This window comes from Paramaledivibacter caminithermalis DSM 15212 (assembly GCF_900142245.1).
GTDB lineage: Bacteria > Bacillota > Clostridia > Peptostreptococcales > Caminicellaceae > Paramaledivibacter > Paramaledivibacter caminithermalis.
In genome coordinates, this window is sequence record NZ_FRAG01000042.1 from 15,613 (window position 1) to 32,407 (window position 16,795).

The 16,795-nt window shown below is 30.5% G+C and carries 11 protein-coding genes, 1 other RNA gene and 1 pseudogene; all 13 read left to right on the forward strand.

Going from position 1 to position 16,795, the window contains the following annotated elements:
- Window positions 1-297: 297 nt before the first annotated feature.
- The 13 genes and pseudogenes from BUB36_RS13820 (at window position 298) to BUB36_RS13885 (ending at window position 16,603) form a co-directional block, all read left to right on the forward strand.
- On the forward strand, window positions 298-1,458 hold the full coding sequence (locus BUB36_RS13820) for an amidohydrolase (protein ID WP_073151429.1): 1,161 nt from the start codon (window positions 298-300) through the stop codon (window positions 1,456-1,458).
- Entirely contained in the window at window positions 1,458-1,640 is a 183-nt protein-coding gene (locus BUB36_RS13825) for a hypothetical protein (protein WP_073151432.1), read from the forward strand. The genes BUB36_RS13820 and BUB36_RS13825 overlap by 1 nt, the downstream gene beginning before the upstream one ends.
- 437 nt (window positions 1,641-2,077) lie before the next feature.
- Complete coding sequence (locus tag BUB36_RS13830; RefSeq protein ID WP_073151435.1) at window positions 2,078-2,338, forward strand: YkuS family protein; 261 nt, start codon at window positions 2,078-2,080, stop codon at window positions 2,336-2,338.
- Between the two features lie 98 nt (window positions 2,339-2,436).
- A complete protein-coding gene (gene rnr, locus BUB36_RS13835; protein WP_073151437.1) occupies window positions 2,437-4,551 on the forward strand; it encodes a ribonuclease R in 2,115 nt (704 codons plus the stop codon).
- A 168-nt stretch (window positions 4,552-4,719) separates the two neighbouring features.
- Window positions 4,720-5,547: a Cof-type HAD-IIB family hydrolase gene (locus BUB36_RS13840; RefSeq protein WP_073151440.1), complete on the forward strand. Its 828-nt coding sequence runs from the start codon at window positions 4,720-4,722 to the stop codon at window positions 5,545-5,547.
- A gap of 173 nt (window positions 5,548-5,720) precedes the next feature.
- A pseudogene (locus BUB36_RS20205) lies at window positions 5,721-6,851 on the forward strand (ISAs1 family transposase).
- Between the two features lie 292 nt (window positions 6,852-7,143).
- The gene (gene smpB / locus BUB36_RS13850; RefSeq protein ID WP_073151464.1) at window positions 7,144-7,611 is read left to right on the forward strand and encodes an SsrA-binding protein SmpB; all 468 of its coding nucleotides are present in this window, start codon (window positions 7,144-7,146) and stop codon (window positions 7,609-7,611) included.
- Window positions 7,612-7,699: 88 nt separating this feature from the next.
- Window positions 7,700-8,058: a transfer-messenger RNA gene (ssrA, locus tag BUB36_RS13855) on the forward strand.
- A gap of 218 nt (window positions 8,059-8,276) precedes the next feature.
- Window positions 8,277-8,471, forward strand: a complete 195-nt coding sequence (locus BUB36_RS13860) for a hypothetical protein (protein ID WP_073151443.1) — start codon at window positions 8,277-8,279, stop codon at window positions 8,469-8,471.
- A gap of 9 nt (window positions 8,472-8,480) precedes the next feature.
- A complete protein-coding gene (locus BUB36_RS13865) occupies window positions 8,481-9,254 on the forward strand; it encodes a hypothetical protein (RefSeq protein ID WP_073151446.1) in 774 nt (257 codons plus the stop codon).
- 1,043 nt (window positions 9,255-10,297) lie between these two features.
- Entirely contained in the window at window positions 10,298-11,533 is a 1,236-nt protein-coding gene (sstT, locus tag BUB36_RS13875) for a serine/threonine transporter SstT (RefSeq protein WP_073151452.1), read from the forward strand.
- A 393-nt stretch (window positions 11,534-11,926) separates the two neighbouring features.
- Window positions 11,927-14,092, forward strand: a complete 2,166-nt coding sequence (locus BUB36_RS13880; protein WP_073151455.1) for a DNA topoisomerase — start codon at window positions 11,927-11,929, stop codon at window positions 14,090-14,092.
- 471 nt (window positions 14,093-14,563) lie between these two features.
- On the forward strand, window positions 14,564-16,603 hold the full coding sequence (locus tag BUB36_RS13885; RefSeq protein WP_073151458.1) for a methyl-accepting chemotaxis protein: 2,040 nt from the start codon (window positions 14,564-14,566) through the stop codon (window positions 16,601-16,603).
- The last annotated feature ends 192 nt before the right edge of the window (window positions 16,604-16,795 follow it).

Here is a 16,795-nt window from a genome sequence, read left to right on the forward strand (position 1 = left end):
ATAAACTTGAGATTTATTTTATTAAAAAAATTTTTTTGTATGGTATAATAAATGCAGATGACAAATGAAGAAAATTCATAACATTAAGCTAAGAGGCTTTACAGGAGATAGTAGTATTTATGAAGATTAAAATGGGTGTTATTGGAGTAATGGATACTGTTGAAAAAATCAAAAAAATTGCTCACGAATTTTATGATCAGGTAGATATATCATATTAGGTATTGTGGATGTCTGTGAACTGTTACTAATCTCTAAGAAATAATAGAGATAATCAATAAGACATAAAGGAGGATTAAAATGTTATTTGTTAAAAATGGAAAAGTTGTAACAATGAGAGGAGAAACAATAGATAATGGGAGTATTGCTGTAAAAAATGGTAAGATACAAGCTATTGGTACAGATATAACTATACCTGAAGGAGCTATAGTTATTGATGCTAAGGGAAAGATTGTAATGCCAGGCTTTATAGACCCACATACACATTTAGGACTTAAGGAAAGTGCTATACAGTTTGAAGGAACTGATCACAATGAAACAAGTGATCCGATTACACCCCATGTGAGGGGAATAGATGGACTTAACCCTATGGATGATACCCTTAGAGAAGCTTATGAGGCAGGTATTACTTCTGTTGGTGCTGGACCTGGAAGCGCAAATGTTATTTGTGGTCAATTTGCTGCTATTAAGACCTATGGGAAACGTGTAGATAATATGATTATAAAAGAACCCATTGCTATGAAATGTGCTTTTGGAGAAAACCCTAAACGAAATGGCAAGGAAAAGGGAAGAGCACCGATGACAAGAATGGGAATTTCTGCTTTACTTAGAGAAACCCTATACAATGCAATTGAGTATAAGAAAAAATTAGATATAGCCAAAAAAGATCCTTCAAAGACACCTGCATTTGATATAAAAATGGAGGCATTACTTCCAGTTATAAATAGAGAAATACCTTTAAAGGTACACGCTCATCGAGCTGATGATATTTTTACTGCTATTAGAATTGCCAAAGAATTTAATCTAAAAATAACTTTAGATCATTGTACAGAAGGTCATTTAATCAAGGAAGAACTAAGCAAGGAGGGCTATGATGTTATTGTTGGACCAAGCTTAGGCCATTCTACAAAATTTGAATTAAAGAGTAAGTCATTTGTTACACCTGGAGTACTTAGTAAAGAAGGGCTTAAAGTAGCCATAACAACAGACAGCCCTGTTATTCCCCTGCACTATCTTCCAATCTGTGCTGCATTAGCTGTTAAGAAAGGAATGGATAAGACAGAAGCATTGAAGGCTATCACAATAAATGCTGCAGAAATCATGGGAGTTTCAGATCGTATTGGGAGTCTAGAAGTTGGTAAAGATGCTGATATTGTAATATGGAATGGAGATCCATTGGATATACAATCTTTGGTGGAGTATACAATCATTGATGGAGAGATAGTATATGAAAACAAATAATGATAAATAGCGAAAGAGGCGACAATTTAGCCTTTGAAAGGTTTGATGATTATCATGGAGAGAAGGCTGGAATTAAGAAATTGGTTATGAGAGTTATTCCAGAAAAAACAAACAGAGTTATTGAACTTGAACAGGTTATGCTCAGATGCAACTGCAGTTGTTCATCAAGGCTGGGACGTTAATTTTGCATGTATAGGTCCAGGAGTTGATGGGAAACACCATTATGAAAGAACTCATATTGAATTTATTGAAAATAACATAAAATTATTGATAAAATATATAACTGAATAGTATTGCTACAGGTTTATTATTACAAAATATTAATGAAAGGCGACAAATTTTGGTCGCTTTTTTTAGACTTCAAAGAATGACAGTAATTCTTAATCTTAAACTATACTTAAAAGACCCACTTTAAATGGAATCTTAATCTAAACAGCATTAACATTTAAAATAAATTTCAGATAAAATAATGAATGCTTCTACATTTTTTCTTTGAAATCTATTAAACCTTGAAGTTGTTTATTTTTAAAACAAAACTCTTGAATTCCATCACTATGAAATTATCAAAGGTATAAATAAAATAATAATTGAAAAACTATATATAACGGAGGTGAAATAAGTGGGAAAAGTAATAGGAATTCAAAAAGAACTTAATGAAATAGCTGAAGCTTTAACAGTAAATGGTTTTGAGGTAACAAATATGCTTGATACAGATAAAAAATTAGATGCTATAATATATTACAACGATGAAAGCAGTTTAATGAATAAAAATGATATAAAAAATTCAAATTTTTTTCCAAATAATAAAGAAGTATTAAAAATCAATGCTGCTAAAACAAATATAGATAAGATTATGAAGATTTTAAATAATTTGAGGTAATATTAATTTAAATATAATACCATCTATGATATAATACAGATGGTATTTTCTACTAATGGTTAGGAAAAAAATTACATACCTGCATAGGAGGGAAAGCTTTGGTATCTAAGGAAATACTTCTTGAGTTCATGAGAGAGCAAGCATATAATCCCATGTCAGACTCTGAATTAGCCAATGTTTTTGATATAAAAAGCGAAGAAATGGGATATTTTTTAGATTTGCTTAAAGAAATGGAGGAATATGGACAGGTAATTAAAACGAAAAAGAAAAGATATGCTATTCCTGAAAGAATGAACCTCATTGTTGGTAGGTTACAATGCTCTCAAAAAGGATTTGGATTTGTTATTCCAGATAATAATAAGCTAAGTGATGTTTTTATACCAGCCAGCGATTTAAATGGCGCTATGCACAATGATAGAGTTATAGCAAGAATAGAAAGAAAGATTAAAAATGGAAAAAGAGCAGAAGGAGTAGTAATTAGGATATTGGACAGAGCAAATAAAGAGATTGTAGGAACCTTTGAAAACAGTAAAAACTTTGGTTTTGTAGTAGCTGATGATAAAAGGATAAATTTTGATGTATTTATTCCTAAAAGTGAAGTTAATGGAGCTAAGGACGGGTATAAGGTAGTTGTACAAATAACTAAATGGCCTGAGGCTAGGAGAAATCCTGAAGGCAAAATAGTAGAAGTATTAGGACATAAAAATGACGTTGGAAGCGATATATTATCTATAATAAGAAAGTACAAACTTCCTGAAAAGTTTCCTAAGAAGGTTTTAAGGGAGGCAGACAATATACCAGATAAAGTTTCAGAAGATGAAATAGCTAGAAGAAGAGATTTAAGGCATATGAATATTGTAACTATTGATGGAGCAGATGCAAAGGACTTGGATGACGCTGTTTCTGTTGAAAAGCTTCCTAATGGTAACTATAGGCTGGGAGTATATATTGCTGATGTAACGTATTATGTGAAAGAAGGCAGTCCTTTAGATAAAGAAGCCTTGAAAAGGGGAACCAGTGTATATTTAGTAGATAGAGTAATACCTATGCTTCCTAAAAAGCTTTCCAATGGAATATGTAGTTTGAATCCTGGTGTAGATAGATTAACAATGTCCGTTTTTATGGAAATAGATAATAGCGGAAAGGTAGTTAACCATGAAATCTTTGAAGGTGTAATAAAGACTAAGGAAAGAATGACTTATACAGAGGTTTCTGACATATTGGAGAAGGAAGATCCGAAGCTTATTGAAAGATATGATTACTTAGTAGAAGATTTTAAATTAATGGAAGAATTAGCTTTGATACTTTCAAAAAGCAAGAATAGAAGAGGAAGTATAGATTTTGATTTTCCAGAAAGCAAAATAATATTGGACGACGATGGTAGGCCCATTGACATAAGAAAGGCTGAACGAAGAATAGCCAATAGAATTATTGAGGAATTTATGATTGTATGTAATGAAACCATTGCTCAGCATATGTATTGGCTAAAGATTCCATTTGTATACAGAGTACATGAAATACCTGATTCAGAAAAAATAGCAAATTTCAATAAGTTCATACATAATTTTGGATATCATCTTAAGGGAAGTTCAGAAGAAGTTCATCCAAAGGCTTTACAGGATTTGTTAAGAAAAATTGAAGGTAAGAAAGAAGAACATATTATAAGTACCCTTATGTTGAGATCCCTAAAACAAGCAAGATATTCTCCAGAAAATTTAGGTCATTTTGGATTAGCTTCAAATTATTATTGTCATTTTACATCTCCTATTAGAAGATATCCAGATCTACAAATACATAGAATAATAAGAGAAATGCTTAATGGAAAGCTTAATCAAAATAGAATATCAAAACTTAAAGGAATAGTAGCAAATTCAGCCGACCGTTCATCTGAAAGAGAGAGAGTAGCAGTTGAAGCAGAGAGAGAAACCGAAGATCTTAAAAAAGCTGAATATATGTCCTATCACATAGGTGAAGAATTTGATGGTATAATATCAAGCGTTGTTTCCTTTGGCATGTTTGTAGAATTAGAAAATACAATAGAAGGATTAGTTAGAATAAGTACCTTAGTTGATGATTATTATATATTTGATGAGGAAAATCACCTCTTTAGAGGTGAAAGAACTAATAGAACCTTTAGAATAGGTGATGAAGTAAGGATTAAGGTTTATGGAGTTGATATTGCTCAAAGGGAAGTTGATTTTATCTTAATCTAACTCATTGATTTTAGTTTTTTAATCTTTTTAATAAATAGGATTATAAAATAATTTAGCAATCGATTTCCTTTATCGATTGCTTTAAATGTGCTCAATATTTGTGTTATTATTGATATTAGATAATATGACTAAATATAGCTTAATATAAGTGGTAAGGGAGGCATAATAGTGAAATATAAATTAGTAGTAACGGATATGGATGGTACTTTACTAAATAGCCAAGGAAAGGTACCCGATGAAAACAAAGAGGTATTGACGAAACTACAAGATAATGGTGTACATGTTGCAGTAGCTACAGGACGCATATATACATCTGCAAGAATTTTTGCCAAGTATTTGGGCATAAAAACACCTATTATAGCTTGTAATGGAGCAATTGTTAGAGAAGTAAATAATAATAAGCCCATATATGAAGCCCATATAAACAAAGATGATTGTATTTATATTCTAGAAATATGTCGTAAATATAGTGTGTATTTTCATTTCTATACAGATAATACTTTTTATACAGAAAGGTTAGAAAAAAGTGCCTTAAAGTATTCAGAGTGGAATAAAACCTTGAATGAAGAAGACAGAATAAATTTAGAAGTCATTGAAAATGCTTATGATTTTATTAAGGACACGAATGAAAAGATATACAAATTTTTAATAATTGATGATGATGAAAATTTACTTAAGAAAATGAGAAAAGAGCTTACTAAAATTTCTGGTATCGAATGCTGTAAATCAAGATATGATAACTTGGAAATAATGAATAAAGGAATACAAAAGGGAGTTGCAGTGAAAAAATTGGCAGATTCCTTAGGGGTTAAGAGAGAGGAAGTTATCTGTATAGGTGATAATGAGAACGATATAAGCATGATAAAATATGCGGGATTAGGAGTAGCAATGGGAAATGCTGAAGAAATAGTAAAACAAACAGCAGATTATGTAACTGATATTAATGATAATAATGGTGTAGCAAAAGCACTCAAGAAGTTTGTGTTTGATATATAAATATAATATGGAAGCACAATAGGTAAAAATTCACGGCAATCGCATGAAAAAATCTAACCGTGGAAGAAAACAAAAAACTAAAAAAAATAAATGATAATTATTTTCAAAAAAGGAGATTTGATATTTGTGTCGAACCTATAATATATAAATATGAAAAGGGGTTGGACATAACTATGAGTATAGAAGATTTTAAAGCTACATTTGGAAAAATAAAGGATTTTAGGCAACCGTGGAAAACAAAACATAAACTAATAGAAATACTATTTATAGCAGTAGTTGCAACTATAGCAAATGCTGATGGGTGGATAGAAATAGGAGATTTTGCAGAAGATAAAGAACAATGGCTAAGGAAGTATTTAAGCCTTAAAAATGGTGTACCATCTCACGATACTTTCAAGAGAGTGTTTGAAAATATAGATAGCGATGCTTTTAATAAAGCATTTATAGATTGGACAAGGAAAATGAGTGATCATACAGATGGAAGAATAGTAGCAGTAGATGGAAAAACATCAAGAAGGTCACACGACGGAGAAAAGGGAGCAATTCATCTAGTTAATGCATGGGTAGATGAAAATGATATTATATTAGGTTAATTAAAAACTCATACAAAAAGCAATGAAATAATAGCGATACCAGAGCTTCTAGATTTACTTTTTCTAAAGGGAAGTATTGTAACGATAGATGCAATGGGGACTCAAAAGAAAATAGCTGAGAAAATAATAGAAAAGAATGGAGATTATGTCCTGTCATTAAAAGGGAATCAAACAAAGTTTCATGATGAAGTAAAAGAATACTTTGAAGATGCTATAGAAAATGATTTTAAAGATACAGAGTATAGAACAAAAATCACTTTGGAAAAAGGACATGAAAGAATAGAAAAGAGAGAATATTTCCAGACAAGTGATATAGAGTGGTTTGAAGAAAAACATTTATGGAAAAAGCTAACAAGCATAGGTATGGTAAGGAGAACAGTGATTATAAAAGAAAAAACCACAGTAGAAAATTGTTACTATATATCAAGTTTAGATATGCCTAAAGATGGAGAATGTGAGTTATTTGCAAAGGCAGTAAGAAAACATTGGGGTGTAGAGAGTTGTCATTGGGTACTAGATGTAGTATTTAAAGAAGATGATAGTAGAGTAAGAAAAAATAATGGTGCACAGAATCAATCAATGCTAAAAAAAATGGCTATGAACATATTAAAAACAGAAAAAGTAACAAAGAAGAAAATTAGTTTAAGACGAAAAAGATTTAAGGCGGCAATGAATATAGAATTTCTTGAAGAAATAATAGAAGGAATGTAATAAATAAAGCTGAGCTGTACCTTAAGAGGGCAGGTTGGCATAGCATAGATAGCTATGGTTTATTTGTTATGCCTGTAAAGCTTATTGCTTCAGGTCACTTCATAGGAAAAATAGTCATATCTCATACTTCTAATGGTTCAAAGCCATTTTTTTAAAACTTAAACCTTAAGTTCTTATTAAGATAGATTTTCATGCGATTGCCGTGGTAAAAATTGTGATGCTATTGACATCGTATAATTTATATGATACAATATCTCTTGCATCTAAATTAGATGAAAAGTTGGTGCTTGGTATGTCAAAGGTAAAGGTAATAGCAAATAATAAAAAGGCAAGACATGATTATTTTATTGAAGAAACATATGAAGCAGGTATTGTCTTGAAAGGAACCGAAGTGAAATCAATAAGACTGGGTAGAGTAAATCTGAAGGATGGCTATGCAGACATAAAGGATGGAGAAGTTATTCTTTATAATGTCCACATAAGTCCTTATGAGCAAGGTAATATCTTTAATGTAGATCCTACTAAACCTAGAAAACTGTTGCTTCATAAAAGAGAGATTAGAAAGCTAGTAGGGTATATTACTCAAAAAGGATATACACTAGTGCCTTTACAATTATATTTAAATGAAAGAGGATTAGTTAAATTGCAGCTTGCTGTAGCAAAGGGTAAGAAACTACACGATAAGAGAAGCTCTATTGCTAAAAAAGATGCTGAAAGAAGAATACAAAAAGAACTTAGACAAAGACAAAAAATGTACTAATGTTGATAGATAACGCTAATTGTTTAATATTATTTTAAGATCAAAAACTTATAATCCTCAAAGCGACTTTGGTCGTCTTTGATTACTTGGGGGCGTACTGGTTTCGACGGGGGTATGGAGCTAGAAGTAGCGAGCCGTGTTTTGCCTTTGGTACACGTTAAAAAACTGGGCAATTAAATATAAACGCTGATAATAATAATTACGCTTTAGCTGCCTAATTGCAGCTACGTCCCTCCTAGGCCTACCGGCCGCTTAGGACTGGACGACACTATGCCGGGAACCGCTATTAGGGTTGTCTCGACCTACTAGCGACTAATTGAGACTGGTCAGAAGGAGAGCCTGTCATTGGGCGCTCTAGATGGCGAGATAACAAAACAATGACTGCACTCGGAGAAGCTTGTAGTAAAATACTTCCGGACAGGGGTTCGACTCCCCTCGCCTCCACCAATATATAAAAAACCATGATTCAGATTGTTGAATCATGGTTTTTTATATTTTTGGTAGAAATATGTAGAAAATAGATAGCTAGGTTAGAATATGTAATATTTTAGAAGATGTTTATAAAAAACACAATAAATAGAAAACAATTATTGACATGGATATATATATAATATATGTAGTTTCTGATCAGAAATTAAAAAAGTCTAGAAGAGGAGTTAATAATTATGAAAAAATGTGTGTGTATATTTTTGATTTTTACTATGATCTTTTCTACATTTATATATGGTTATGCAGTGGATTTAGAGGATAATTCTAAATTAAAGTTAAGTTATGGCGAACTAAAGCAAAGGGTTATGGATAAATATTTATATGATTCACAAATTGATATCAAGGGAACATCTAAAATTGAATATTTATAAAATTCAAAGTTGAATTATTTAGAAGAAAATGATGGTTGGAAAATTATTAATAGAGAAATAGAAGGGGTTAGTGTATTTGATAAAAATGGGAAAGTTATTTTAGATTTACAAGGTAATAAAGCTATAGATTTTTTAATAAATAGAGAAAGAGAATTTCTTAAAAAAGAGGCTGTGAAAGCTAGTGGGGGAATTTCTGATCCCGATTACAAAGAAGGGCATGTTTGGATGGTTAAAACTAAAAAAACATCAGAAAAATCTAAAAATCTTAGAAAGAAAAATAAAAGTTTTTATAACATAAAAGCAGTAGTATTTAATTTATCCTCATTAAAATGGCCTACAACTGGTACGGTATTATATTCTTTGTTTAGTAGAATTCCAATTGAAGAATATAAAAAACGTGATGAAATAAAATTTACAGACGAAATAGTTCAATGTAGTAAATATAGAAATTGGTATTATTTACACTATAAGCAGCTTGAAACAGTAAGACAAGAGATATCTCATGTTTTAGTATTAGATGCTATAATTGATAACCCAAATGGAACAGATGAAAGAGTTTATAAATCAAAAAATTATGGAACTATAGAAATTTATGAAAGTAAGGATTATGGTGATTATAAAAGTTGTGTGGAAAAAATAGAAATTCTGTTTCTCGGAAATCCTAATGATACTCCATATTTTCAAAGTCCTAATCAAAAGAAAAATTTAGCAAAGACTACTTTTGAAGATATAATGAAAGAAATTGAAAAAGATAGAGAATTTAAAAAATGGATAGACAAATAATTTTGCTATATAATATATTTTGAAATTAAGATATAATAAAGGAAAATATGAAATAATCTAAAAGCATTATATTATTAGTATGTTTTTAGATTATTTTTCTTAATAACATTTAATAGGGTTTACATAGTAAAACGTAATTTATACATATCAAAATATCCAGTGTTTTTAAGGATTTTTGATGTATATAAATTAACTGTTTTACTGGAATATCTATCTATAATAAATTTTTTATTTTGATTCTTTAAATATTGTTAACTATAGGCATTTTAAATTAATATTTTAAGATATATAATAAGGAAGGGCTGATTTTTATGAGAAATTATTATACTTTGATGCTGTTTTCATTTGCATTTTATTATTTTTTTAGATATTATTTTGATAAATCTCTTCCACTAGTACCTATATTAACTCGTTGTAAAAATTCTTATGATATTATTGATGGAATCTTTGTATGGATTATTTTATTAATAGGTTTGTTTATAGGTTTTTTTGTGTTAGGGTTTATAGATAAAATTTTTTTAAAGTAGAAGAAGATAACAGGGACAAGGGGATACGTACAACGTCTCGTTTATATAGTAGATTTTATATATCACAATTTACCTTCAACAATGAAATCCAAGACAGTATTAGAATCTAATACTGTTTTTTTAGTTATATAGAATTTAGGATAACATGGGTTGCATCTTACCACAAGTAATGCCTTCTTAGAGATATATTTCAGCGTATAGTCGATAGTTTTAGTCCATATATATTAAATAGTATGAATAAAAAACTCTTTTGAATTATGTAAACTGAAAGCATTATCTAAACTTGTACTTAATTTAAAAAATACCTGAAATAACAATGATTACATACATATCATTTAATTGGTAATGATAATTGCTTGCAATTAAATAAAAATTATGGTAAACTTTGAGTGCTGCCTTAAATTTTAAAAGTATTCAGTTTGATGAAAGTAAAGTGTATAAGCTATTTATACTCTATTTTTTTCAAGGTGAGTACATTTGATTCAGCTGAAATAAGGTATAGGAGGGAAAGATAAAATGACAAATTTATTAAGGCGATGGAATCAATTGAGTTTAGTAAAAAGAATTATTATAGGTCTAATTGTCGGTATTATTTTGGCTATTATAGTTCCTAATGTAGCAAAACCAATCGGAATTTTCGGGTCATTATTTGTAGGTGCTTTAAAGGCTGTTGCACCTATATTGGTATTTTTCTTGGTAATGTCTGCTATTTCTCAGCATAAGAGTGGTCAAAAGACTAATATGAAATCAATTATTGTTCTTTATCTTTTAGGAACATTTTTAGCTGGACTTGTTGCTGTTGTGGCAAGTTTCATATTTCCAGTAACATTAACACTTGGAGCAGGAGCTGAGAATGTATCTCCTCCAGGAGGAGTTGTTGAGGTACTAAAAGCATTGCTGTTGAATATTGTTTCCAATCCAATAACAGCCCTTTCTAACGCTAATTATATTGGTATTTTAGCTTGGGCATTACTTCTTGGTTTAGCTTTGAAAAAAGCGCCAGAAGCTACTAAAACTATGATTAGTAATTTTTCAGATGCTCTATCTCAAATCGTAAGGTGGGTAATCAACTTTGCACCTATTGGTATAATGGGGTTAGTAGCAGATACAATAGCCACAAATGGTATTGAGTCTTTAGTGGACTATGGACAATTACTTCTCTTGTTAGTTGGTTGTATGTTTTTTATGGCACTTGTTGTAAATCCAATTATTACATTTATTAATATCCGTCAAAATCCTTATCCCCTTGTATTAAAGTGTTTAAAGGATAGTGGTATTACGGCATTCTTTACAAGAAGTTCAGCTGCCAATATTCCAGTGAATATGAACTTGTGTGAAAAACTAGGTTTAGACAAGGATACTTATTCAGTATCAATTCCACTTGGTGCCACTGTAAACATGGCTGGTGCAGCTATTACAATATCAGTATTAACACTTGCTGCGGTTAACACATTGGGTATTAAAGTAGATATTGGTACAGCATTAATCCTGAGCTTGCTTTCAGCTGTAAGTGCTTGTGGAGCTTCTGGAGTAGCTGGTGGTTCATTATTACTGATTCCTCTTGCATGTAGTTTGTTTGGTATTCCAAATGATGTAGCAATGCAAGTAGTTGGTGTAGGTTTTGTTGTGGGTGTTATTCAAGACTCTTGTGAAACCGCACTTAACTCATCAACGGACGTGCTTTTAACTGCCGTTTCTGAATTTAGACAGTGGAGAAAAGAAGGAAAGAAAATAGTTATTCCCAGAAAATAATAAAATAGTATCTAAATATATAAGGAAATTGCATAATACATTCAAATAAAGAATTTTGGAGTACAAAATGCAGTAGAGAGTCAAGAAAGCCATCTATATATTGTATTTCAGAATTATTAGTGCTAACTATGCAAGTTTCTCACATAATAAGTCTTTTATTGTAATCAATAAAATAATAATCACTAAAGGTTAAATACCTTTAGTGATTATTAATATTATAATAGTATTCTAATATTTGTTTTTTATTGTCGTTTTGTAGCATTTAATCTTTTTAAAACTCAATCTCCTTCAGATGATGAAAGAAACTCTTTCTTTTACTAATAAATAGTACATGATAAAATGGAAACAAAAAGTATATATAAACTTAAGTTTACAATATGAAGGAGATTTATAATGAGTAAATTAATATTAGCAGAAAAGCCGTCGGTAGCTAGGAATATTGCTTCGGCTTTAGAGTGCAAAGTTAGAAAAGATGGATATATTGAGGGAAATGGATATCTTATAACATGGGCCTTTGGGCATTTGCTTGAACTTTATGATTGTAAGGATTATGACCCCAAGATGAAATTTTGGAGAATGGAGCATTTTCCATATATACCTGAAACCTTTAAATATAAAGTTAAAAGCAACCCTAAAAATAAAGATAAGCCTGATGCAGGAGTATATAAGCAGTTAAAGATTATAGATAGTCTTATAAAAAGAGATGATGTAACAGAAATTATTTCAGCAGTAGATTATGATAGAGAAGGCGAATTGATTAGCATTTTAATCTGGGACTATTTAAGAGTAAAAAAACCTATTTATAGACTACTTATAAATGAATGGACAAAGGAAGAGATTCATAGAGGGATGAATCAGTTAAAAACTAACAAGGAAATGAAGAGATTACAGGATGCAGGATTAAGTAGACAATTGGCAGATTGGGTTATCGGAATAAACTTTACTTCAGTGACTACATTAAAGTATGCACAGGGAAAGGGCAATGTGTTGAATGTAGGTAGAGTATTACTACCTACCCTTAAAATAATTTATGATAGAGATAAAGAAATAGAGAAATTTGTACCAAAGGATTATCATAAATTAAAAGCAAAGTTTATAAATGACACTGCTACATATGAAGGAATATATTTTGAAGGTAAGACGGATAAATTTAATGATAAAGAAAAATTAAAGGAGATATCTAGAGAAATAAAAAACAAAAAAGGTGAAATTATTAAAAAGAAAAAAGAAAGAAAGAAGCAATATCCACCGTTTTTATTCAATCTATCAAATCTTCAAGGCTTTATAACCAGCAAGTATAATGGGTGGACTTCTGATAAGGTATTGAAAGTTGCTCAGGCTTTATATGAAAAGAAATTCATTACTTATCCAAGAACAGCAAGTATTGCACTTGAAGAAAGTCTTAAGGATCGGGCTAAAAAAGTATTAAATGCGTTAAAAAAAGGATTATCCTATGAAAAGGAGATTAAATTTAGTACGTCTTCAAGGATATTCAACAATAAAAAAGTAGAGAGTCATAGTGCTATTATTCCAACTTATGTTATTCCTAAGAAATTAACAGAAGATGAAAAAAAGGTTTACTCAACTATTAAAGATAGATTTATAGCTCAATTTATGGCTCCTGCTGAATTTGACCATACAGAAATCATAACTAAGGTAGAAACTAGAGATGAGAATAGACTGTTTATATCGAAGGGCAAGATTTTAGTTAAGGAAGGATGGCGAAAAATAGAAGGAACAAATAGTAAGGATGAATTATTACCAAATGTTGAGAAGGGACAAATTGTAACGGTTAATAGTGCAGAGGTTGAATCAAAGAAAACAAAGCCTCCCACAAAGCATACAGAAAAAACATTGTTAAAGGTTATGGAGAATTGTGGAAAGAAAGTTTTAGAGGGAGATAGGGAAGAAATGTTGCAATCTATTTTAAGTGGTTATTCAATAGGGACTCCTGCTACAAGAGCCGATACTATAAAGAGATTAAAGAAAATAGGTTATATAGCAACAAAGGGAAAATCTTTATATGCTACGGAAAAAGGTATAAAGTTGGTAGAAACATTTCCTATCAAGGAATTGTTTGATTTGGATTATACTGGGCGATTAGAAAAAGCTTTATCGGATATAGAAAAGGGAAAATTGAATAAGGAAGAATTTTTAAAGCATATTTTTAGTTTTACTATAGATGGAGTGAAGAAGATTTTAAATGATAAAAATAATGTAATTGCTGACACGCTTAATTCAGTAAATACTATAAAAAAAGATATGGATATCCTTGGGAAATGTCCTGAATGTGGACATGATGTTATAGAGGGTAAAAAAGGCTTTGGATGCAGCAACTGGACGAATGGATGTAAATTTGTTGTCTGGAAAAACGATAGATATTTGGCTTCTATGAAGAAAAAGGTTACAAAGACAATGGTAAAAAAATTGTTATCAAATAAAAAGGTGAAAATAAAAGGCTTAACAAGTAAAAAAGGTAATAAATTTGACGCCATCCTATATTATGAAAAAAATCAGGAAAATAATTATTATAGTTGGAAGATGGAATTTGAGAAATAACTATGATAATGTACTATGTGATTTAAATAATTACATATTAAATGATTAGAAATTTTGGAAACCGCAATAAAAAATTTGTATGTTTTATTGCGGTTTTAACAGTTTGTAAAGATAAATCACTATGCTTTATTCTACATGCTTTAATATTTTTTTAAATTATTAAAAAAATAGAGGAATTAAAAGGATGATGTCGAATATAATAGATTAACAATAATTATTGTCGCATATTGTCGCAATCTTCAAATGAATTTTAAATTCATGTTTAGCTTTTCAAATTTAAATCAATAAATAACATCTCATTTTAACATCTTCCTTATTTAATAATACTAAAAAGCGATTTTATTGTATCTTTAAAACAACTTGCTATCCCTTGTATATGCGATTATTAGCTTAGCAATCCTTTTATCATAGGAGTTTTTTGCAACATTAGTTTAAATATAAAAAATATCAGCTTATGAATGGAGGGTTACTATGGAAAAAAAAGGGTCGACTTATAGGAAGACCACAATTAAAAAGAAGTTGATTGTAGTACCATTGGTAGTTGTATTTATGGTTATAGCAATTATTGGAGGAGTTTCATCATGGTTCATGAGGGATAGTTTGCTAAAACAAATGAGAGAAGATGGCTTGGCTTTAGCAAAGCAAGTAGTTGAACAGGCTGAAAACAATGCCTCATCCCTAAGTATTATTAATAGTATGCTAGAAGATAAAATTAGAGCAGCTGCAAAAACAACAATTAGAAATCGTAAAAATTTAACAAGTGAATTATTAAAGGAAATTGCAAAGGATACTGGAGTGGATGAAATATATTGGTATAATCCTGAAGGTAAAATTATTTATTCTACCATTGATTCTTATTTAGGTTGGATTCCTCCAGAAGGACATCCTGTTGATAAATTTAAGGTAAGTGGGAAAAATGAATTGATTGAAGGTATTAGAAAAGACTCAGAGTCTGATAATTATAATAAATACGGATATGTAAGATATGATGATGGTAGTTTTGTTCAAGTGGGGATTAGCGCCAATGATGTTGAGGCTTTAACTCAAAGATTTAATTACCAAACCTTGGTAACTCAGATAGAAAAGAAACAAGGAGTTGTATATGCAGCTATTATTGATGAAAACTATCAGGTGCTTGCCCATAGTAATAAAAATATATTGGGGACAGTAATTGAAGATGAAGCTATCATAAGGGCAGTATCTTCTAAAGAAGACTATGCAGTAGAGTATTATTATGAACCTACTGGTCAAGATGTTTATAATGTAATAGTACATATTTTTGCAGATGGTGTTTATAAAGCTTCTTTAAATATTGGTCTTTCTGTTGAGGAAGTATATGGAGCTATTAATCGCAATATAATGATTATAACTATTTCAGGAATTAGTGGTTTTATTATATTATTCATTTTATTATTGAATTTCTCAAATTATGCCATAAGGAATATAAATAAGCTTAGAAAGATTTTAGATTTTATGGCAGAGGGTGACTTAACAAAGGAACTATCTCAAGAAGATTTAAGAAAAGCTGATGAATTTGGAGATATTTCTAAATCTCTTGATGTTACGAAAAATTCTATTAAAGATATGGTCAGAGCTATATCAGATATATCAGCAAATATTGCATCTTCATCAGAGGAATTGGCTGCAACAAGTGAACAAACAGCCTTAGCATCTACAGAAATAGCCAGAACAGTAGATGAGATTGCAAAGGGAGCAACTGATCAAGCTCGAGAAACTGAAAAAGGGGCACAAGATATTAAAGCTTTAGGAAGAGGAATTGAAAAAAATCAAAGTATGATGATTGACTTAAATGAAGCATTAGAGAAGGTAGAAAGATTAAAAAATGATGGTATTAAAATCTTAGAGTCTTTAGTAGAAAAAACAAATCAGAGTCAATCAGCATCTAAGGATGTTTATAACGTAATTATGGAAACCAATACTAGTGCAGAAAAGATTAATAATGCAAGCAAAATGATAAGAAACATAGCAGAGCAGACAAATTTACTAGCGTTGAATGCTGCTATTGAAGCTGCTAGAGCTGGAGAAGCAGGTAAAGGCTTTGCTGTGGTAGCAGATGAAATAAGAAAGTTAGCCGAGGATTCAAATAAATTTACTGATGAAATTTCAGAGATTATTCAGGAGCTAAACAGCAAAACAGAGGTAGCGGTTCATACTATGGATGGAGTAAGTAATATTGTATCTCAGCAGACACAAAGTGTAGAAGAAACAAATTTGAAGTTTGAAGGTATTTCAAGGGCAATCGACAACATTGTGCAGATTCTATGTAAATTGAATGATTACAGCAAAGAAATGGAGAGCAAAAAGTCCAGCATTATTGCCATGATAGAAAATCTTTCTGCTATTTCCCAAGAAAATGCAGCTGGCACGCAAGAGGTTGCAGCATCAGTAGAAGAACAAACAGCTTCAATGTCCGATGTATCTCATGCATCTGAAGCTTTAGCTAAATTGGCTGAAGAAATGCAAGCTAGTATTTCTAAGTTTAAGTATTAAGTAAAAATTTAGAATACTAACATAAAATGAGAATGAAAAATAGCTAGATATATTTTAGAAAGAAATATTGCACTTTAATTATATTAAAGTGCAATGTTTTTTTTGTATTTAGAATACCACCCGCTAAGCGGGTGGTTCCAAAAAGCTTTAGCTATGAGGATAAAAAAAATTCCCCCTTTGCTATATAATAAA

Excerpts from the sequence above, each read along its gene's own strand:
- BUB36_RS13820 (WP_073151429.1), top strand. The coding sequence starts at position 298 with ATGTTATTTGTTAAAAATGGAAAAGTTGTAACAATGAGAGGAGAAACA.
- BUB36_RS13825 (WP_073151432.1), top strand. The coding sequence starts at position 1,458 with ATGATAAATAGCGAAAGAGGCGACAATTTAGCCTTTGAAAGGTTTGAT.
- smpB (WP_073151464.1), top strand. The coding sequence starts at position 7,144 with ATGTCAAAGGTAAAGGTAATAGCAAATAATAAAAAGGCAAGACATGAT.
- BUB36_RS13860 (WP_073151443.1), top strand. The coding sequence starts at position 8,277 with ATGAAAAAATGTGTGTGTATATTTTTGATTTTTACTATGATCTTTTCT.
- sstT (WP_073151452.1), top strand. The coding sequence starts at position 10,298 with ATGACAAATTTATTAAGGCGATGGAATCAATTGAGTTTAGTAAAAAGA.
- BUB36_RS13880 (WP_073151455.1), top strand. The coding sequence starts at position 11,927 with ATGAGTAAATTAATATTAGCAGAAAAGCCGTCGGTAGCTAGGAATATT.
- BUB36_RS13885 (WP_073151458.1), top strand. The coding sequence starts at position 14,564 with ATGGAAAAAAAAGGGTCGACTTATAGGAAGACCACAATTAAAAAGAAG.